The following is an 18868-nucleotide window of genomic DNA, read 5'->3' as shown; positions in this document are numbered from 1 at the left end:
CCGAAAAAGAGCCCGCTTCGGCGGGCTCTTTCGTGCCTGGCGCTCAATGCCCCAGTTGCGCCCATAGCTTGTCCAGCCGCTTGACGCTGACCGGCTGCGGCGTGCGCAGCTCCTGGGCGAAGAAGCTGACGCGCAGTTCCTCCAGCAGCCAGCGGAACTCGCTCATGCGCTCGTCGGCCGCGCCCTTGCGCTCGGCCAGCAGGCGCCAGTAGCGCTGTTCCTGGGGCCGCAGTTCCGCCAGCCGCTGCGCGTCGCGCGCCGGATCGGCGCGCAGCTTGTCCAGCCTCAGGGTGATGGCCTTCAGGTAGCGCGCGTAGTGCTGCAGCCTCGGCCAGGGCGTGTCGGCGACGAAGCGCTTGCCCATCAGTCGCTGCAGCTGCTGGGCGGCGTCGGCGGTGGCCTCGGGCTGGACCCTGGTGTCCTTGATCTTGCGCAGCGCCAGCCCGTAGTCGACCAGGATCACACCCGCCAGCCGCGCGATCTCGTTGGCGATCAGCGTGAGCCGGCCGCGGCCCTCCTCGAGACGGCGCTTGAAGGCGAACTCGTCGGTCGGCAGCGGTTCCTGCAGGAAGGCCCGATCGATCGCCACCTCGATGATCTGGCCCCGCAATTCCTCGGCGGTGCCGAGCGGCATGTAGGCGACGGCCATCTTCTGCAGGTCGGGAATGTTCTTCTCCAGGTACTTCAGGGCATCCTTGAGCTGCAGCGCGAAGAGCCGCCGGAGGCCCGCCCGGTGTTTCGCCGCGGCAACGGCAGGCTCGTCGAAGACCTCGATGGTCACCGCATCGGCGCCGTCGACCAGCGCCGGAAATCCGATCAGCGACTGCGCGCCGCGCCGCACTTCCATCAGCTCCGGCAACTCGCCGAAAGTCCAGCCCGTGTAGCGCTGGCCCGCGGGCAGCGAAGGCGCTGCCGGCTCGGGCAAGGCGGGCTTGGCGGCGCTCGCTGGGCGGCCATCCGCCGGTGCGGCGGATGCGGGCCCGGCCGATGCCTTGACGTTGAGTCCCGCCAGCGCCTGGAAGGCACCTCGGGCCTGCGCGCCGAGTTCCGCCTTCAGCGCGCCCAGGCTGCGCCCCATGCCGAGCTGGCGCCCGTGCTCGTCGACCACGCGCAGGTTCATGAACAGGTGCGGCGCCAGCATGTCGAGCTTGAAGTCGGCGCGCTTGACGTCGAGACTGGTCTGGTCGCGCACCCGCTTCAGCAGCGCGTCGGTCAGCGAGCCGTTGCCGAACGCCTCGGGCGCCGAGAGCATTTCGGTGAAGCGGGCTGCCGATTCGGGCAGCGGCACCAGGCGGGCGCGCGGCTTCTGCGGCAGGCTCTTCAGCAGGGCCTGGATCTTGTCCTTCAGCATGCCCGTGACCAGCCACTCGCAGCGCTCCTCGCTGACCTGGTTCAGCACGAACAGCGGCACACTGACCGTGAGTCCGTCCTTGGCGTCGCCCGGCTCGTGCAGATAGGTCGCGGCGCAGTCCACGCCGCCCAGCCGCAGGGTCGGCGGAAACGACTGGGTCGTGATGCCGGCCGCCTGGTGCCGCATCAGCTCGTCGCGCGTCAGGTACAGGAGCCGCGGYTGCTCCCTGGACTGGCCGCGATACCAGTTCTCGAAGGTGATCCCGCTCGACACGTCGGGCGGCAGCTGGGCGTCATAGAAGGCGTAGATCAGTTCGTCGTCGACCAGCACGTCCTGCCGGCGCGACTTGTGCTCCAGCCCTTCGACCTCGCGCACCAGCTTGCGGTTGGCGGCAAGAAAGGGCAGCTTGCTCTCCCACTGCCCGCCGACCAGCGCCTCGCGGATGAAGATCTCGCGCGCCGCGACCGGATCGACCTTGCTGAAGTCGACCCGGCGACCGCTGTACACCACCAGCCCGTACAGCGTGGCGCGCTCCAGCGCCGCGACCTGGGCGCCCTTCTTCTCCCAGTGCGGGTCGAGCAGCTGCTTCTTCAGCAGATGGCCGGCCACCTGCTCGAGCCACTGCGGCTCGATGTTGGCGATGCCGCGGCCGAAGAGCCGCGTGGTCTCGACCAGTTCGGCAACGACGATCCAGCGGCCCGGCTTCTTCTTGAGGTGGGCACCCGGGTGGCGGTAGAACTTGATGCCGCGCGCGCCCAGGTAGGCCTCGTCGTCCTCCAGCTTCCAGCCGACGTTGCCGAGCAGGCCCGACAGCATCGACAGGTGCAAGGGCTCGTAGCCGGCCGGCTGGGTGTTGATGCGCCACTTGTGCTCGGTGACCACCGTCAGCAGCTGGGAATGGATGTCGCGCCACTCGCGCACGCGGCGGATGTTGATGAAGTTCTGCCGGAGCAATTGCTCGTACTGACGGTTCGAAAGCTTGTGATGAGGGCCTTCGGCCCCCATCGCGGGTGATGCGCCAGAAGGCGCCGCGCGACCGCGCGGCGCGGCGCCATGGCCGCCACGCGCGTCCTGGATCCACTTCCACAACCGCAGGTAGCCGCTGAACTCGCTCTTCTCGTCGTCGAACTTCGAATGCGCCTGGTCGGCCTGCTGCTGCATCTCCATCGGCCGGTCGCGCACGTCCTGCACCGACAGCGCGCTGGCGATCACCAGCACTTCCTCGAGCGCGCCGCGGCTGCGGGCCTCGAGGATCATTCGGCCGACGCGCGGGTCGAGCGGCAGCCGGGCCAGTTCGGCGCCCATCGGCGTGAGTTCGTTGGCATCGTCGACCGCGCCGAGCTCGTTGAGCAGCTGGTAGCCGTCCGCGATCGCGCGCCGCTGCGGCGCCTCGAGGAAGGGGAAGCGCTCGACGTCGCCCAGGTGCAGCGATTTCATCCGCAGGATCACGCCCGCCAGCGAGGAACGCAGGATTTCCGGATCGGTGAAGCGCGGCCGGCCCTCGAAATCCTTCTCGTCGTAGAGCCGGATGCAGATGCCGTTGGCGACCCGGCCGCAGCRGCCGGCGCGCTGGTTGGCCGCCGCCTGGCTGATCGGCTCGACCAGCAACTGCTCGACCTTGCTGCGGAAGCTGTAGCGCTTGACCCGTGCGGTGCCGGCATCGATCACGTAGCGGATCCCCGGCACGGTGAGCGAAGTTTCGGCCACGTTGGTGGCCAGCACGATGCGCCGGCCGCTGTGATTGTCGAAGATGCGCTCCTGCTCGGCCTGCGACAGCCGGGCGAACAGCGGCAGCACCTCGGCGCTGCGCATCAGCGGCTGGTGGCTCAGGTGCTTGCGCAGGTGGTCGGCGGCTTCGCGGATCTCGCGCTCGCCGGGCAGGAAGATCAGGATGTCGCCGGCGTTGTGCGGGTCGCGCCAGAGCTCGTCCACGCCCTCGGCGATGGCGTCGTTGAGGTCGTGGTCGCGCGACTCCTCGAAGGGACGGTAGCGCTGCTCGACCGGAAAGGTGCGTCCCGACACCATGATCGTGGGCGCAGGGCCCTTCGCCGAAGCGAAATGCTGCGCAAAGCGATCGGCATCGATGGTGGCCGAGGTCACGATCACCTTGAGGTCCGGCCGGCGCGGCAGGATCTCGCGCAGGTAGCCCAGCAGGAAGTCGATGTTCAGCGAGCGCTCGTGGGCCTCGTCGATGATGATCGTGTCGTAGGCCTTGAGCAGCGGATCGGTCTGCGTTTCCGCCAGCAGGATGCCGTCGGTCATCAGCTTGACCGAGGCGTCGCGCGACAAGCGGTCCTGGAAGCGGACCTTGTAGCCGACCACGTCGCCCAGCGGGGTCTTCAGTTCCTCCGCGATGCGCTTGGCGACCGAGGTCGCGGCGATGCGGCGCGGCTGGGTATGGCCGATCAGCCGACCCTTGCCGGGCGGCGCGTTGAGCTTGCCGCGCCCGAGCTCCAGCACGATCTTGGGCAACTGGGTGGTCTTGCCCGAACCGGTCTCGCCGCAGACGATCACGACCTGGTTGGCCTCGATGGCGGCCCGGATTTCGTCGCGCCGGGCCGACACTGGCAGGGATTCGGGGAACTCGATTCGAAGAGGGGACGAGGACAAGGCGGGCAGTTCGGGGAAAATCGCCGATTATCTTGCGCCCGGCGCTCCCGCCTCCCACACCCCGCCAATGTCCACCGTCTTCAACTTCACCTTCGTGCCCTGGTTCCGCTCGGTCGCGCCCTATATCCACATGCACCGCGGCAAGACCTTCGTGGTCGCGATGGCCGGGGAGGCGATCGCCGCAGGCAAGCTCGCGAACATCGCGCAGGACCTGGCGCTGATCCAGAGCATGGGCGTCAAGGTGGTGCTGGTGCACGGCTTCAGGCCGCAGGTCAACGAGCAGCTGCGCGCCAAGGGCCACGAGGCCAGGTACTCGCACGGCATTCGCATCACCGACGGCGTGGCCCTCGATTGCGCACAGGAAGCCGCCGGCCAGCTGCGCTACGAGATCGAGGCCGCCTTCAGCCAGGGCCTGCCGAACACGCCGATGGCCGGCTCCACGATCCGCGTGATCTCGGGCAACTTCATCACCGCCCGGCCGGTCGGGGTGGTCGACGGCGTCGATTTCCAGCATTCGGGGCTGGTGCGCAAGGTCGATGCGGCCGGCATCCGCCGGGCGCTGGACTTCGGCTCGATGGTGCTGATGTCGCCGTTCGGCTTCTCGCCCACCGGCGAGGCCTTCAACCTCACGATGGAAGAGGTCGCGACCAGCGTGGCGATCTCGATCCAGGCCGACAAGCTGATCTTCCTGACCGAGGTGCCCGGCATCGCGCAGGACCCGAGCCTGCCGATCGGCGAAGACAACCCCATAGACACCGAGTTGCCGCTCGACGCTGCCCGCAAGCTGCTCGGCTCCCTGCCGCCGCCGCAGCGGCCGACCGACACCGCTTTCTACCTGCAGCACTGCGTGAAGGCCTGCGAGGCCGGCATCGAGCGCAACCACATCCTGCCCTTCTCGGTCGACGGTTCGCTGTTGCTCGAGGTCTACGTGCACGACGGCATCGGCACGATGGTGATCGACGAAAAGCTCGAATCGCTGCGCGAAGCGACCGCCGACGACATCGGCGGCATCCTGCAGCTGATCGAGCCCTTCGAGCGCGACGGCACGCTGGTCAAGCGCAGCCGCACCGAGATCGAGCGCGACATCGACCAGTACACCGTGATCGAGCACGACGGCGTGATCTTCGGCTGCGCGGCGCTCTACCCCTACCCCGAGGGGAAAACCGCCGAGATGGCCGCGCTGACCGTGTCGCCGCAATCCCAGGCCCAGGGCGACGGCGAGCGCATCCTCAAGCGCGTCGAGCAGCGCGCCAAGGCGTCGGGGCTGGACAGCATCTTCGTGCTGACCACCCGCACCATGCACTGGTTCCTGAAGCGCGGTTTCCAGCAGGTCAACCCCGACTGGCTGCCCGAGGCGCGCAAGCGCAAGTACAACTGGGACCGCAAGAGCCAGGTGCTGGTCAAGAAGCTTTGAGCTCGCCCCCAGGTTGGCTCACTTCGTGTAGCCGCCCACCCCCTGCCGGGGGCAACACCAGCGGCCCGGCAGAGCCGGTTCCGCGGTGTTTCCCGAACGGGGTGCGCCGGTTTCATAACCGCGTTGCCCGCGCTCCCCGATAATTCGGGCCCATGAACCCCCTGCTCGCCAAACTGCAGCCTTACCCCTTCGAGCGGTTGCGACAACTGTTCGCAGGCGTCACCCCGAACCCTGAATTCACGCCGATCAGCCTCGGCATCGGCGAGCCCAAGCATCCGACGCCGGCCTTCATCAGGGACGCGCTGGCCGCCGGCATGGGGGCGCTGTCCACCTACCCGGCCACCGCCGGCGACCTCGCGCTGCGCCAGTCCTTCACCGGCTGGCTGCAGCGGCGCTACGGCCTGGCGCTCGACCCCGCCACCCAGGTGCTGCCCGTCAACGGCTCGCGCGAGGCGCTGTTCGCGCTGGCGCAGACCGTGGTCGATGCCGGGAAGTCGCCGGCGCCGGTGGTGCTGTCGCCCAATCCGTTCTATCAAATCTACGAAGGCGCCGCCCTGCTCGCGGGCGCCGAGCCGTACTACGTGCCCAGCGTGCCCGAGCGCAACTTCGCCGTCGACTGGGACAGCGTGCCGGCCGAGGTCTGGGCGCGGACCCAGCTGGTCTTCGTCTGTTCGCCCGGCAACCCGACCGGCGCCGTGATGCCGTTGGCCGAATGGGAAAAGCTCTTCGCGCTGTCGGACACGCATGGCTTCGTGATCGCCGCCGACGAGTGCTACAGCGAGATCTACTTCCGTGACGAGCCGCCGCTGGGCGGGCTGGAGGCGGCCGCCAAGCTCGGCCGCAGCGATTTCCGCAACCTGATCGCCCTCACCTCCCTGTCCAAGCGCAGCAATGTGCCGGGCCTGCGCAGCGGCTTCGTGGCCGGCGACGCCTCGATCGTCAAGTCCTTCCTGCTCTACCGCACCTACCACGGCAGCGCGATGAGCGGCACCGTGGCCGCGGCCAGCATCGCGGCCTGGGACGACGAACTCCACGTGGTCGACAACCGCGCCCAGTACCGCGCCAAGTTCGCCGCCGTGACGCCGCTGCTCGAGCCGGTGCTCGACGTCCGCCTGCCCGACGCCAGCTTCTACCTCTGGGCCGGCGTGCCGCCCAAGTGGCAAGGCGACGACCCCGGCTTCGCCCGGGCTCTCTACGCTCAATACAATGTGACGGTGCTGCCCGGCAGCTATCTCGCCCGCGACGTGGCCGGCGCCAATCCGGGCCGCGGCCGCATCCGCATGGCACTGGTGGCGGACACCGCCGAATGCACCGAGGCCGCGCACCGCATCGTGAACTTCATCCAGAACTGAGCTTTTCCATGACCCAACAACTCCAGCAGACCATCGACGCCGCGTGGGAAGACCGCGCCAACATCTCGGCCACCAGCGCGCCCAAGGAAGTCCGCGACGCCGTCGATCACGTGATCGCCGAGCTCAACAACGGCAAGCTTCGCGTCGCCACCCGCGAGAGCGTGGGCCAATGGACCGTGCACCAGTGGATCAAGAAGGCCGTGCTGCTGTCGTTCCGCCTCAAGGACAACGAGCAGATCCAGGCCGGCGCGCTGGGCTTCTACGACAAGGTTCCGACCAAGTTCTCGCACCTGTCGGCCGCCGAGCTCAAGGAGGCCGGCGTGCGCATCGTGCCGCCGGCCGTGGCCCGCCGCGGCAGCTACATCGCAAAGGGCGCGATCCTGATGCCCTCCTACGTCAACATCGGCGCCTATGTCGGCGAAGGCACCATGGTCGACACCTGGGCCACCGTCGGCTCCTGCGCCCAGATCGGCGCCAACGTGCACCTGTCGGGCGGCGTCGGCATCGGCGGCGTGCTCGAACCGCTGCAGGCCGGCCCGACCATCATCGAGGACAACTGCTTCATCGGCGCCCGCTCCGAGGTGGTCGAGGGCGTGATCGTCGAAGAGAACTCGGTGCTGTCGATGGGGGTGTTCATCGGCCAGAGCACGCCGATCTACGACCGCGCCACCGACACCGTCAGCTTCGGCCGCGTGCCGGCCGGCTCGGTGGTCGTGGCGGGCACATTGCCCAAGCCGGGCGGCAAGTACAACACCTACGCCGCGATCATCATGAAGAAGGTCGATGCCAAGACGCGCTCGACGACCTCCCTGAACGAACTGCTGCGCGACTGAAGAACGCCGGCCGCCCGAGGGGCGGCCCGCCGAGTTCCACAACAACACCGAGGAGATGAGCCGATGAACACGATGGAGCGAATTCTTCGTCTGATGGCCGAACGCAAGGCTTCGGACATCTATCTTTCGGCCAACTCCCCGGCGCTGATCCGGATCAACGGCAACTGCATGCCGATCAACGCCCAGGTGCTGCCGTCCGAGGCGCCGCTGAGCCTGCTCGGCGAAGTGGTGCACGAGAGCCGCATCGCCGAGCTCGAACGCACCGGCGAACTCAACATGGCGATCGCGCTCGAGGGTTCGGGCAACTTCCGCATCAGCGCCATGCGCCAGCGCGGCAGCTATGCGGTGGTGGTGCGGCACATCGCGTCCACCATCCCGTCCTTCGAGGAGCTCAACCTGCCCGAGATCCTCAAGACGCTGGTGATGGAGAAGCGCGGCCTGATCCTGATGGTCGGCTCCACCGGCGCCGGCAAGAGCACCACGCTGGCCTCGATGCTCGACTACCGCAACGAGAACGCCACCGGCCACATCCTCACGGTCGAGGAGCCGATCGAATTCACCTTCACCAACAAGAAGTCGATGGTGAACCAGCGCGACGTCGGCAGCGACACCCAGTCGCTGCAGATCGCGCTCAAGAACGCCTTGCGCCAGGCGCCCGACGTGATCCAGATCGGCGAGATCCGCGACCGCGAGACCATGACCGCCGCGATCGCCTACGCGCAGTCCGGCCACCTCTGCGTCGCCACGCTGCACGCCAACAACAGCTACCGGGCGCTGAACCGCATCCTGAGCTTCTACCCGGTGGAAGTGCGCGCCACGCTGCTGGGCGACCTCAGCGGCGCCCTGCGCGCCATCGTGGCCCAGCGCCTGCTGCGCACGCCCAGCGGCGCCCGCGTGCCGGCGCTCGAAGTGCTGCTGAACACCGCCCTGGTGTCCGAACTGATCGGCAAGGGCGACTTCTCGGCTGTCAAGGAAGCCATGGAACAATCGATGGCCGAAGGTTCCCAGACCTTCGAGGAAGACATCGCGCGGCTGATCACCGAAAATCTGGTCACCCGCGAGGAAGGCCTGTCCCAGGCCGATTCGCCGACCAACCTGATGTGGCGCCTGCAGAACCGCAAGGCGCCGCCCGCGCGCAGCGAAGATCGCTCCCTCCTCGACCAGCTCGAGGAACCCACCTTCACGGACATCACGCTCGACGTGCGTCCCTGACCCACCTGCCCTGTCGATGTCCCGAACGCTCCAGCTTGCCGAACAACTGATCTCCCGCCCCTCGGTCACCCCCGACGACGGAGGCTGCCAGCAGATCCTCGGCGAGCGCCTGGCGCGACTCGGCTTCCGGCTCGAAACCATCGAAAGCGGCCCGGCCGACTTTCGCGTCACCAACCTGTGGGCGGTGCGCGCCGGCGCCACCGGCGGCCCGACCAGGACCATGGCCTTCGCGGGCCACACCGACGTCGTGCCGACCGGCCCGCTCGAGCAGTGGACCAGCCACCCGTTCACGCCGACGCACCGCGGCGGCCGGCTCTACGGCCGCGGCGCCTGCGACATGAAGACCTCGCTGGCGGCCTTCGTGGTCGCGATCGAGGAGTTCCTCGCCGCGACGCCCGATCCGCGCCTCACGCTGGCCCTGCTGCTGACCAGCGACGAGGAAGGCCCCGGCGTCGACGGCACGGTGGTGGTCTGCAACACGCTGGCGGCACGCGGCGAGGCGATCGACTACTGCATCGTCGGCGAGCCGACCTCGGTCGAGCGCTGCGGCGACATGATCAAGAACGGCCGCCGCGGCACCATGAGCGGCAAGCTCACGGTCCGGGGCGTGCAGGGCCACATCGCCTATCCGCACCTGGCGAAGAACCCGGTGCACGCCTTCGCGCCGGCACTGGCCGAACTGGTCGCGATCAACGCGGCGGGCGGCTGGGATGCCGGCAACGACCACTTCCAGCCCACCAGCTGGCAGATCAGCAACATCCATGCGGGCACCGGCGCCAGCAACGTGATTCCGGGCGCGGCGGTGATCGACTTCAACTTCCGCTTCTCGACCGGGTCCACGCCCGAGTCGCTGCAGCAGCGCGTGCAGGCGGTGCTCGATGCCCACGGCCTCGACCATACCCTCGCCTGGACCGTCGGCGGCCTGCCCTTCCTGACGGTGCCCGGGCAGCTGGTCGAGGCGGTGCAGCAGGCGATCCGCGACGAGACCGGCATCGAGACCGAACTCTCGACCAGCGGCGGCACCAGCGACGCGCGCTTCATCGCCAAGATCTGCAGCCAGGTGGTCGAACTGGGCCCGGTCAACGCGAGCATCCACAAGATCGACGAGCACATCGCGGTGGCCGACATCGAGCCGCTCAAGAATATCTACCGCCGCACGCTGGACCGGCTCGAAGCGCTGCTGTCATGACCACCGTCATGCAACTCATCGAGGCCGGCGCGAAGCAGCTGGCCGATGCCGGCGTGGCCTTCGGCCACGGCACCGACAACGCCTTCGACGAAGCCGTCTGGCTGGTGCTTTGGCGCCTGGGCCTGCCGCTCGACGAGCTCGATGCGGTGGCCGAACGGCCGGTGTCGCCCGCCGACGCCGCCCGCATCGCCGACCTGTTCGCGCAGCGGATCGAAACCCGCAAGCCGGCGGCCTACCTGACCCGGGAAGCGTGGCTGCAGGGCGTGCCCTTCTACATCGACGAGCGCGCCATCGTGCCGCGCAGCTTCATCGCCGAATTGCTGGCCGACGGCAGCATCGACCCCTGGCTCGGCGAGCACACGCGCCGCGTGCTCGACCTGTGCACCGGCAATGGCAGCCTGGCAGTGCTGGCGGCGCTGACCTACCCGGACATCACGGTCGACGCGGCCGACCTGTCGATCACGGCGCTCGAAGTGGCCGCCATCAACGTCACCCGCCACCAGCTCGACGAGCGCATCACGCTGCTCGAATCCGACGGGCTCGCCAGCGTGCGCGGCCCCTACGACCTGATCCTCTGCAACCCACCCTACGTCAATGCCAAGAGCATGGACGCCCTTCCCGCCGAATACCGCGCCGAGCCCGAGCTTGCGCTGGCCGGCGGCGCCGACGGCATGGACTTCATCCGCCGGCTCCTCGCCGAGGCACCGGCCTGCATGAGCGAATCCGCCGTGCTGGTGCTCGAAATCGGCAACGAGCGCGCGCACTTCGAGGCTGCATTCCCGCAGCTCGAGGTGGTGTGGCTCGCCACCAGCGCGGGCGAAGACCAGGTCCTGCTGGTCCCGCGCGAATCCCTTCTCTGAAATGCCCGCCACCGGGCGGGCACCGAAATGATCAATCTCAAGAATGTCATCCTGCGCCGCAGCGCCAAAGTGCTGCTCGACGGCGCCAGCGTCACCATCAACCCCGGCGAAAAGGTCGGCCTGGTCGGGCGCAACGGCGCGGGCAAGTCGACTCTGTTCGCCCTGTTCAACGGCACGCTGCATGAAGACGGCGGCGACTTCTCGCTGCCCAGGCAATGGCGCATGGCCCAGGTCGCGCAGAACATGCCCGAGACCGACGAGCCGGCGACCGACTTCGTGGTCGGCGGCGACACCCGGCTGGTCGAACTGCGCGAGCTGCTGGCCCAGGCCGAGGCCGGCCACGAGGCCGACCCCGACGACCACGAGATGGGCATGGCGCTGGCCCATGCCTACACCGACCTGGCCGACGCCGGCGAGCACGACGCCGTGCCGCGCGCGCAGTCGCTGATCCTGGGCCTGGGCTTCAAGGCCCATGAGCTGGACCAGCCCGTCAACAGCTTCTCGGGCGGCTGGCGCATGCGGCTGCAGCTGGCCCGCGCGCTGATGTGCCCGAGCGACCTGCTGCTGCTCGACGAACCCACCAACCACCTGGACCTCGACGCCCTGGTCTGGCTCGAAGCCTGGCTGCAGAAGTACGCCGGCACCATGATCGTGATCAGCCACGACCGCGAGTTCCTCGATGCCGTGACCGACGTCACGCTGCATATCGAAAAGGCCAAGCTCACGCGCTACGGCGGCAACTACAGCGCCTTCGAGACCCTGCGCGCGCAGCAGATGGAACTGCAGCAGTCGGCTTTCGCCAAGCAGCAGGACAAGATCGCCCACCTGCAGAAGTTCATCGACCGCTTCAAGGCCAAGGCCAGCAAGGCCAAGCAGGCGCAGAGCCGGGTCAAGGCGCTCGAGCGCATGGAGAAGGTCGCGCCGCTGCTGGCCGAGGCCGACTTCACTTTCGAATTCAAGGAGCCCGGCAACATCCCCAATCCGATGCTGTCGATCAGCGACGCGAGCTTCGGCTACCAGGTCGAAGGCGAGGCGCCGAAGACCATCCTGCGCGGCGTCAACCGCTCGGTGCTGGCCGGCCAGCGCATCGGCATCCTGGGCGCCAACGGCCAGGGCAAGTCGACGCTGGTCAAGACCATCGCACGAGAGATGGGCGCGCTGGCGGGCACCGTGACCGAGGGCAAGGGGCTCAACATCGGCTACTTCGCGCAGCAGGAACTCGACGTGCTGCGGCCACAGGACAACCCGCTCGAACACATGGTGCGGATGGCGCGCGAGCTGGGCTCGAACGCCAAGGAGCGCACCGGCGAGCAGGACCTGCGCGGTTTCCTCGGCAGCTTCAATTTCAGCGGCGACATGGTCAAGCAGGCCGTCGGCACGATGAGCGGCGGCGAGAAAGCGCGACTGGTCCTGGCCATGATGGTGTGGCAGCGGCCCAACCTGCTGCTGCTCGACGAGCCCACCAACCACCTGGACCTCGCCACCCGCGAGGCACTGGCCGTGGCGCTCAACGAGTTCGAAGGCACGCTGATGCTGGTGAGCCACGACCGCGCGCTGCTGCGCTCGGTCTGCGACGAATTCTGGCTGGTCGGCCGCGGCGTCATCACCGACTTCGATGGCGACCTCGACGACTACCAGCGCTACCTTCTCGACGAAGCCAAGCGCCTGCGCGAAGAAGCCAAGGTGGCCCATCGCGATGCGGCGCCGGCGGCCCCCAAGGTCGAGGCGGCTGCGCCGGCGGCGAAGGTCGAGAAGGCCGCCGCCTCCGAGCTCGCATCCTCCGGCAAGAACCAGCGCAAGCAGGATGCGCAGGAGCGCCAGCAGCGCAGCGATCAGGCCAAGCCGCTCAAGCGCGAACTGGCCCAGATCGACCAGCGCCTGGCCGCGGCGAGCAGCGAGAAGGCGGCACTGGAGCAGCGCCTCGCGCAGCCGCTGCCGGCGCCGGAGATCGCCGAGGCCGGCAAGCGACTGAAGACGCTCGGCGACGAGATCGCCCGACTCGAAGAGCGCTGGCTGGCCCTGTCTGACCAGCTCGAGGCGCTCGCCGCCTGATAATGCAGGCGGCATGCCCTCCGCCATCGACCTCGCTCAAGGTGATCCGCACCTGATTGCAGCCATTCGGCGCAGTCGCCGCCTGCTCGGACGCAAGGCCTTGATGGCTGCCGCGGTCGGCGCGGTGCCGCTGCCCGGCCTCGACTGGGCCGCCGACGCGGCCCTGCTGGCACGCGTGGTGCCGCAGATCAGCACCGAGTTCGGCCTGTCGGTGACCCAGGTCGAGCGCATGGCGCCGAACGAGCGCGAAACCATCCGTAAGGCGGCCGCGACGGTCGGCGCGCTGCTGGTGGGGCGCCTGGTCACGCGCGAGTTGCTGGTCACCCTGGCGCGCCATGCGGGGGTCAAGCTGACCGCCAGCCAGGCCGCCAAGTTCGTGCCCATCGCAGGCCAGGTGGTTTCCGCCACGCTGAGCTACGCGGCCCTGCGCTCCCTGGGCGAACTGCACATCAAGGATTGCGTGCGGGTGGCGCACAGCGTGCGACATCAACTGCCGCCACCCGAAGCACCGCAGGCCGTGGCGCGGCCCGCCCCACCCTCGAGGCTGGCCAGCGCCTGGAATCGCCTTCGATTGCGCTAGAAAACTAGCACCAAAGGCTTCAATACTAGTCCAACACGACAGGCTGTTGGCCGAGAACGACAACCGGCAGGAAGCATTCCGCGCGCTGGGGACATAATGATCAAATTCACGCAGATGACTTCTGCGGGAGTTCAGGAGCAGATCGGGATTAACCCAAGGTCGTATCCGCACGACGGGTTCGGAGGAGCGGAAGATGAACGATACAGACCTCGCAGCTTCAGTCGAACGGCTCATGGCCCGGGTCGACTACTACCTGCACTGCGAGTTGGACGAAGAGTACGACCACGACAGGCCGGACACGGCGCGCCGCCTGCTCGAAGCGGCCTTGCGACAGGAGTTGCTTCGGGCCAGCGCAGTGGGTGTCGTTTCGGCCATTGCCGGTCGACATCCGACGACGATGGACGGCGACGCAGCCGAATAGTCGCTCAAGAACAAGGCCGTATCCCACGGCCTTTCTTTTTTGCCGGCAGCACGCGCCGTTGAGTCATTTCTGTCCCGGGCCGGCCAGAGGTTCGTTTCTCCTGGAAAAGGAGGGTCGCGATGAGCAGTGCAGTTCCCTTCGATGTGCCTCGAGGCACCGAGGATGCTTCGCCGGACGACGCGTAGGAAAGACACGCGATGCCGATCGAGTACGACGCAAGCCTGGAGGCCCTGATCCACCCCGGGCGGCGGCCGACGGTCTTCACGCCGGACCAGGCGCCGTCGCTGCGCTTGCTCGCCGTCGAGTCGGCGCGCCTGGCCTACATCGCTGCCGAGTCGAATGCAGGCGAAAGCAGGCGGCTTTCAGACGCCCTGCACACGGTCGGCTTCACCGATCCCGCCTGTTTCGCCGACGCCGCCACAGGAAGCTATGCGTACTGCGCACAGCGCCCGGGCGATGGACTCGCCATGGTGGCGTTTCGCGGGACGGAGCCGGGCGATCCGCGAGACCTGATGATCGACCTGCGCTTCCTGCCCTCGCCCTGGGGCGCCGGACGGGTCCATGCAGGGTTCGCGGCTGCCGCATCGGCGCTCAGGGAGCCGGTGCGGCGCTGGTTGACCGAACAGGCCAGCGGCCGACAGCGATTGCTCCTTTGCGGCCACAGCCTTGGCGCCGCACTGGCCACCCTCTTCGCCGGTTTCGTCGATCCGACCTTCGTCATCACGATCGGATCGCCGCGGGTCGGCGATGCCGATTTCGTCGACTCGCTGCCCGTGCACGCGATGACGCGCATCGTGAATTGCTCGGACATCGTGACGACCTTGCCGCCCGAACTGCCGATCTACCACCATGCCGGCTCGCTCCTCTACATCGACCGCGACGGGTTGCCGCATGAAGGCGCTGCCGACGACTTCGTGACGAGCGATCGCCTGCACGCCCAGGGGGATCACCTCTGGCGCACGCTCGTCAAGCCGGACGTGCGCCGCGTCTTTGCAAGGCCGCTGTCGGACCATTCGCCCATCAACTACGTTCGCGCCTTTCTTTGACGCAACCATGCTCGCCATCAAGCAAAAAGCCTGCTACCGATTTGATAGCAGGCTTTTCTTTGACCACACGCTGAGGTGGTAGGACGTACTGGATTCGAACCAGTGACCATCGGATTAAAAGTCGATTAACAGTCTGGTGCCCAACACACCCTATTGATTCCCGGTGCTCGTCAAAGACCGTCCCGTCGAGGAGAAAGGCTGTCCCGAGCCAAAGCTGGGACGCCATGAAACTCCCCCCGAATCCCGCGTTTTGCGAGCTTTTCCCGGACCGCCTTCACAGAAATCGGCCTTGGTGGCGTAGACCCAAGCTCCCCGCTTGCAGGCTGGCCCAAGTCGCACGTTCTGATTTGCGCTCCTTCGTCAAACTGAATACTTTTTGTTGCAATATAAAGCAACACCCTGTATCTTTGCGCCGGTTCGGAAACCAGCCTGCTGTGAGGGACGGCGGGACTACAAACACAAAGAGTGCGAGGAGCTACATGAAGAGCTTGAGACTTGGATGCGCGGCCGCCCTGCTGGGCGCACTACTCCTGGTGAGCGCATGCGGAGGCGGAGGCGGAGGAGGCGGAGGAGGCGGAGGAGGCGGCGGTGGCGGAGGGAGCGCGGCCTTCCCCGCGGCGGGCGTGGCACCCGACACAGCGCCCCCGGCCACGGCCACGCCCCCCGGCACCCCGACGCAGGCGCCAGCAGACAACAGCTTGCAGATCAGCTTCGACACGGCCACCCTGACGATGGCCTACGAGATGGGCAAACCCGCGCCCAGCGGGGTTGTCGTCAATGCAGTCGCCCAAGGTCAAGCGTCCGCCAAGCTCTTCGTGGACGTGACCACGCCCACCGGGCAGCCCGACCCCAACATCGAGAACGTACAGGTTGCCATTACCGGCATGTCGGCGCGGATGGTCGTGACGCCGAAAGCCGGATTGGCCCCCAACGTCTACAAAGGCACGCTGATCTTTCGAGCATGCCCTGCCGCAGCCTGTGCGGTGAACTATGCGGGGTCGCCCTGGCCGGTCAGCTATACGCTGACTGTGACCACGACGTACGCAAAGTTGGACACCAGCGCCTTCGGCACGCCCCGCACCATGGTGTACGACCCTGTGCGTGGCGATGTCTACGCCTCGTATCCCACCTTTGCATCGGTCGGTCTGAGTGCCATCGCGCGATTTCGTTGGAGTGGCGCGGGCTGGACAAGCTCGACGCTATCCATCCCGGGCCTGTACGACATTGCCCTGGCAAGCGATGCCAGCGTGCTCGCTGCGACAGACAGCAGCAACAAGGTCAACTTGATCGACCTGGCGAGTTTCAGGGTGAAGAACAGCTTTGTCTCTGGCACCGGCATCGCCAATGTGGGCTCCTATTCGGAAGTCGGCATCGCCTTTACCAAAGATGGCAAGCTCTGGATGCCGACGGGCACGAGTCTAGATTGGCACGGGTTGGGGTTCTTCGATCTGCGCACCTCAACCTTTGGAGGCGCGTCGCCTCCCTGCACCAACTGCTTCTCTGGTCCGTTCTTCGCGGTGTCGGGCGATGGCTCCCGGTTGATGATTACCCAATCGGCGTCCATCTCGCCGAGGCCTCCGATGCTCTACATGGACTTGGCCGACGGCAAGATTCGAACGAATCCCATTGGGCTGACCTTCTTCTACTCCTTGACGAGCCTGAGCGACAACGGAGATCGCTTCCTCATGGGTGGCCACACGGTATATGACCGGTCATTCGGCACGGTGGGCACAGTGCCTCAACCGAATGAAGGAATCCGGGCCGCTCAACTGTCGCCCGATGGGCGCCGTGCGTACGTGCTGAGCTATGCCATTGAGCCCGGTACGGCGTCGCCGCCGGTTGTTCAGGTCTTCGATTCCAGCGCGGCGGCTGGCACGCAACTCAACCTGCCCCTGGTCGGGACTTTCACCATTCCCGACTGGCCGGGATGTCAGGCGTCCGCCTATCCCGCAACGTGCTATCAGCCCAGAATGCGCCTCACCCCGGATGGCAACAATCTGCTGCTGCTGGGTGACAAGAATCTGATCATCGCGCCCATTCCCAAGGCGCTGAGCGGTTTGGCGCCGTAACCGTGCGTTGGTTGCGATGCTCGGCGGCCTTTCGGCTTGCGGAGGTGGAGGCGGCGGGGGCCTGCCCGTCGCTGGTGTTGCAGCGGCTCCGTCAGCCAGTGCGGCCGAGACGCCTGCCCCGGCAGCGGCAGCACAACCTGCACCATCAGCACAACTTCAACCGGCCGAACTGCCTGCGCCACCTGCACCTCCTGCACCGCCTGCACCACCCGCTCCGCCAGCTCCGCCCGCTCCTCCACCGCCCCCACCCCCTCCACCGCCCCCACCTCCCGGGCCCGGAGTAACGACGAGCTATACGTTCAAATCGCTACCTGGCAACGTGATGGCGCCGTCGGCGGCAAGCGAAGCAATGACCGCTCTCCGCACCCCGGAACTTGCTGGCTATCGCTACTGGGGGGATAGCTACAACGGCGTGATCTTCGAGATGATTTTCATCAAGGGCCGGGGCACCGCATACACGTTCGAGCTGGGCAATGACGACGCCTTTGAAAGGGGTCGAGGATTCTTGCTTGAATCAATGTTCCTGTATCAACCGTCCCTCTACAGCAGAGCCACTGCTGATGCTGCCGTGACCTACGACGTCGTACCCATCAGTCTCGGCGCCCCTTCGGCACCGACACCAGTGGACGCCTTGCTCGCCCAACTCAATGTCAACGGCCCCGACGGCTATTGCGTCTTCGGCGGCGGAGGAGTGGCATTGCCTGACACGCCGCTGCTCAGGCGCAACGAGGCCTCCCATGCTGTCTGCAATTTCGAGTACGTACCGTACACAGCACCAACCGCTGACGGCCAGCTCGCCATCTTGAATGCACAGGGGGCACGTGGCTACATTCCGGTTCTCAGCAGCTACGGGCACATGTTCTGGCGAAAAGACATGACGCAGCAGGCGACGTTTGAGTACTACGTCGTCGATCGGCCCGCGTCCAATCTGGATTGGCTTGATCAGCTCAATCGAGAAGGGGCGACCGGCGCACTGCGCTATAGCGGCGTCTCCATACCCGGCAAGTCGGTTTACAGACGCATAAAGGACTGCACCCGCCCATGGCTCTGTGGGCCATGAACAGCGATTGGAATTTCAGCAGTCGGCCAGAACCAGAACTCCGCCGCGGCCGCCCGATGAATGGCCTCGTTTTCCTTGTCCGTCCATGAACATCCAGGAAGCTCGAACCTCTGATGCGCCAATGATTGCCTCCGTCCTCCAGGAGGCCGCCCAGTGGCTTGCTGCCAACGGGCGCGCTCTTTGGTCTGGAGCGGAGATTGGGCCCGAGCGCGTTCTGCAGGACACAAGCGGAGGCCTCTTTCACATCGCCCGTGAAGGTGAGCACATGGTCGGCGTCATGAAGTTCGAGCTGGAGGACGCTCATTTCTGGCCCGAGGCCCTGCCGGGCACCTCGGCCTATGTTCACAAGCTCGCCATCCGGCGAGCGTGGGCGAAGAAAGGCGTGTCGACGGAGTTGTTGTCATATGCCCGGAGTCGCGCTCGGCGTCTCGGACGAGCTCATCTTCGCCTCGACTGCGTCGCCGACCGCCAAGGGCTGAGAAACCTCTATGAGGGCTTCGGCTTCGTCCTGCACAGTGTCGTTCAGATTGGGAGTTCCTCGTATGCGCGGTATGAACTCCCGACCGCAACATAGCTCCGGCAACAAGCGGCTACAACCAGTCATTCGTCATGCCCGTCTAGTTCGCGAACACCCTAGGGTCGGCGACCTCGCTAGCCGACTACAGTCGGTTGCGGATTCAACCGGTCGATGCAACACATTCACTGAACATCTCAGCGGGTGTATGGAAGCCGAGCGTCTTGCGCGGCCTCTCGTTCAATTGTCTAGCGATCGCATTGAGTTGAAGCTGGGAGAACCCTGAGATGTCCATGCCCTTCGGC

At 66.8% G+C, this 18868-nt stretch carries 14 protein-coding genes and 1 pseudogene; 13 read left to right on the top strand and 2 right to left on the bottom strand.

The window, feature by feature from the left end; all coding sequences use genetic code 11:
* Positions 1-43: 43 nt before the first annotated feature.
* Positions 44-3961 carry an ATP-dependent RNA helicase HrpA gene (gene hrpA / locus AB4Z46_RS28985; protein WP_442287012.1) on the bottom strand — a complete coding sequence of 1306 codons (3918 nt, stop codon included), beginning with the start codon at positions 3959-3961 and terminating at the stop codon, positions 44-46.
* 67 nt (positions 3962-4028) lie between these two features.
* Here hrpA and argA point away from each other — a divergent pair, with 67 nt between their 5' ends.
* The 13 genes from argA (at position 4029) to AB4Z46_RS28920 (ending at position 18623) form a co-directional block, all read left to right on the top strand.
* Entirely contained in the window at positions 4029-5375 is a 1347-nt protein-coding gene (gene argA, locus AB4Z46_RS28980) for an amino-acid N-acetyltransferase (RefSeq protein ID WP_442287011.1), read from the top strand.
* Between the two features lie 152 nt (positions 5376-5527).
* Positions 5528-6727, top strand: coding sequence for a succinyldiaminopimelate transaminase (gene dapC / locus AB4Z46_RS28975; protein ID WP_442287010.1), 1200 nt, complete (start codon positions 5528-5530; stop codon positions 6725-6727).
* Positions 6728-6735: 8 nt separating this feature from the next.
* On the top strand, positions 6736-7560 hold the full coding sequence (gene dapD, locus AB4Z46_RS28970) for a 2,3,4,5-tetrahydropyridine-2,6-dicarboxylate N-succinyltransferase (protein WP_442287009.1): 825 nt from the start codon (positions 6736-6738) through the stop codon (positions 7558-7560).
* Between the two features lie 63 nt (positions 7561-7623).
* Complete coding sequence (locus AB4Z46_RS28965) at positions 7624-8772, top strand: PilT/PilU family type 4a pilus ATPase (protein WP_442287008.1); 1149 nt, start codon at positions 7624-7626, stop codon at positions 8770-8772.
* Positions 8773-8788: 16 nt separating this feature from the next.
* The gene (gene dapE / locus AB4Z46_RS28960; RefSeq protein WP_442287007.1) at positions 8789-9961 is read left to right on the top strand and encodes a succinyl-diaminopimelate desuccinylase; all 1173 of its coding nucleotides are present in this window, start codon (positions 8789-8791) and stop codon (positions 9959-9961) included.
* Complete coding sequence (gene prmB, locus AB4Z46_RS28955; RefSeq protein WP_442287006.1) at positions 9958-10821, top strand: 50S ribosomal protein L3 N(5)-glutamine methyltransferase; 864 nt, start codon at positions 9958-9960, stop codon at positions 10819-10821. Before dapE ends, prmB begins: the two co-directional genes overlap by 4 nt.
* Before the next feature lie 27 nt (positions 10822-10848).
* Positions 10849-12873 (top strand): ATP-binding cassette domain-containing protein, encoded by a 2025-nt coding sequence (locus tag AB4Z46_RS28950; RefSeq protein ID WP_442287005.1) that lies wholly within the window; start codon positions 10849-10851, stop codon positions 12871-12873.
* Between the two features lie 13 nt (positions 12874-12886).
* The gene (locus AB4Z46_RS28945) at positions 12887-13453 is read left to right on the top strand and encodes a hypothetical protein (RefSeq protein WP_442287004.1); all 567 of its coding nucleotides are present in this window, start codon (positions 12887-12889) and stop codon (positions 13451-13453) included.
* A 193-nt stretch (positions 13454-13646) separates the two neighbouring features.
* On the top strand, positions 13647-13874 hold the full coding sequence (locus AB4Z46_RS28940; RefSeq protein ID WP_442287003.1) for a hypothetical protein: 228 nt from the start codon (positions 13647-13649) through the stop codon (positions 13872-13874).
* Between the two features lie 197 nt (positions 13875-14071).
* On the top strand, positions 14072-14920 hold the full coding sequence (locus tag AB4Z46_RS28935; RefSeq protein WP_442287002.1) for a lipase family protein: 849 nt from the start codon (positions 14072-14074) through the stop codon (positions 14918-14920).
* A 698-nt stretch (positions 14921-15618) separates the two neighbouring features.
* Entirely contained in the window at positions 15619-16989 is a 1371-nt protein-coding gene (locus tag AB4Z46_RS28930) for a hypothetical protein (RefSeq protein WP_442287001.1), read from the top strand.
* Positions 16990-17338: 349 nt separating this feature from the next.
* The gene (locus AB4Z46_RS28925) at positions 17339-18049 is read left to right on the top strand and encodes a hypothetical protein (RefSeq protein WP_442287000.1); all 711 of its coding nucleotides are present in this window, start codon (positions 17339-17341) and stop codon (positions 18047-18049) included.
* An 85-nt stretch (positions 18050-18134) separates the two neighbouring features.
* The gene (locus AB4Z46_RS28920; protein ID WP_442286999.1) at positions 18135-18623 is read left to right on the top strand and encodes a GNAT family N-acetyltransferase; all 489 of its coding nucleotides are present in this window, start codon (positions 18135-18137) and stop codon (positions 18621-18623) included.
* A gap of 103 nt (positions 18624-18726) precedes the next feature.
* Here the strand turns inward: AB4Z46_RS28920 and AB4Z46_RS28915 are convergent.
* Positions 18727-18868 (bottom strand): annotated as a pseudogene (locus AB4Z46_RS28915) (IS30 family transposase); the annotation flags it as partial.

The organism is Variovorax sp. M-6 (assembly GCF_052114385.1).
GTDB lineage: Bacteria > Pseudomonadota > Gammaproteobacteria > Burkholderiales > Burkholderiaceae_C > Variovorax.
Note: the sequence above shows the minus strand (reverse complement) of the source record. Positions and strands in the feature narration are given on the sequence as shown.

Bases quoted from the DNA above. Each gene is read 5' to 3' on its own strand.
- argA (WP_442287011.1), top strand. From the start codon at position 4,029: ATGTCCACCGTCTTCAACTTCACCTTCGTGCCCTGGTTCCGCTCGGTC.
- dapC (WP_442287010.1), top strand. From the start codon at position 5,528: ATGAACCCCCTGCTCGCCAAACTGCAGCCTTACCCCTTCGAGCGGTTG.
- dapD (WP_442287009.1), top strand. From the start codon at position 6,736: ATGACCCAACAACTCCAGCAGACCATCGACGCCGCGTGGGAAGACCGC.
- AB4Z46_RS28965 (WP_442287008.1), top strand. From the start codon at position 7,624: ATGAACACGATGGAGCGAATTCTTCGTCTGATGGCCGAACGCAAGGCT.
- dapE (WP_442287007.1), top strand. From the start codon at position 8,789: ATGTCCCGAACGCTCCAGCTTGCCGAACAACTGATCTCCCGCCCCTCG.
- prmB (WP_442287006.1), top strand. From the start codon at position 9,958: ATGACCACCGTCATGCAACTCATCGAGGCCGGCGCGAAGCAGCTGGCC.
- AB4Z46_RS28950 (WP_442287005.1), top strand. From the start codon at position 10,849: ATGATCAATCTCAAGAATGTCATCCTGCGCCGCAGCGCCAAAGTGCTG.
- AB4Z46_RS28945 (WP_442287004.1), top strand. From the start codon at position 12,887: ATGCCCTCCGCCATCGACCTCGCTCAAGGTGATCCGCACCTGATTGCA.
- AB4Z46_RS28940 (WP_442287003.1), top strand. From the start codon at position 13,647: ATGAACGATACAGACCTCGCAGCTTCAGTCGAACGGCTCATGGCCCGG.
- AB4Z46_RS28935 (WP_442287002.1), top strand. From the start codon at position 14,072: ATGCCGATCGAGTACGACGCAAGCCTGGAGGCCCTGATCCACCCCGGG.
- AB4Z46_RS28925 (WP_442287000.1), top strand. From the start codon at position 17,339: ATGACCGCTCTCCGCACCCCGGAACTTGCTGGCTATCGCTACTGGGGG.
- AB4Z46_RS28920 (WP_442286999.1), top strand. From the start codon at position 18,135: ATGAACATCCAGGAAGCTCGAACCTCTGATGCGCCAATGATTGCCTCC.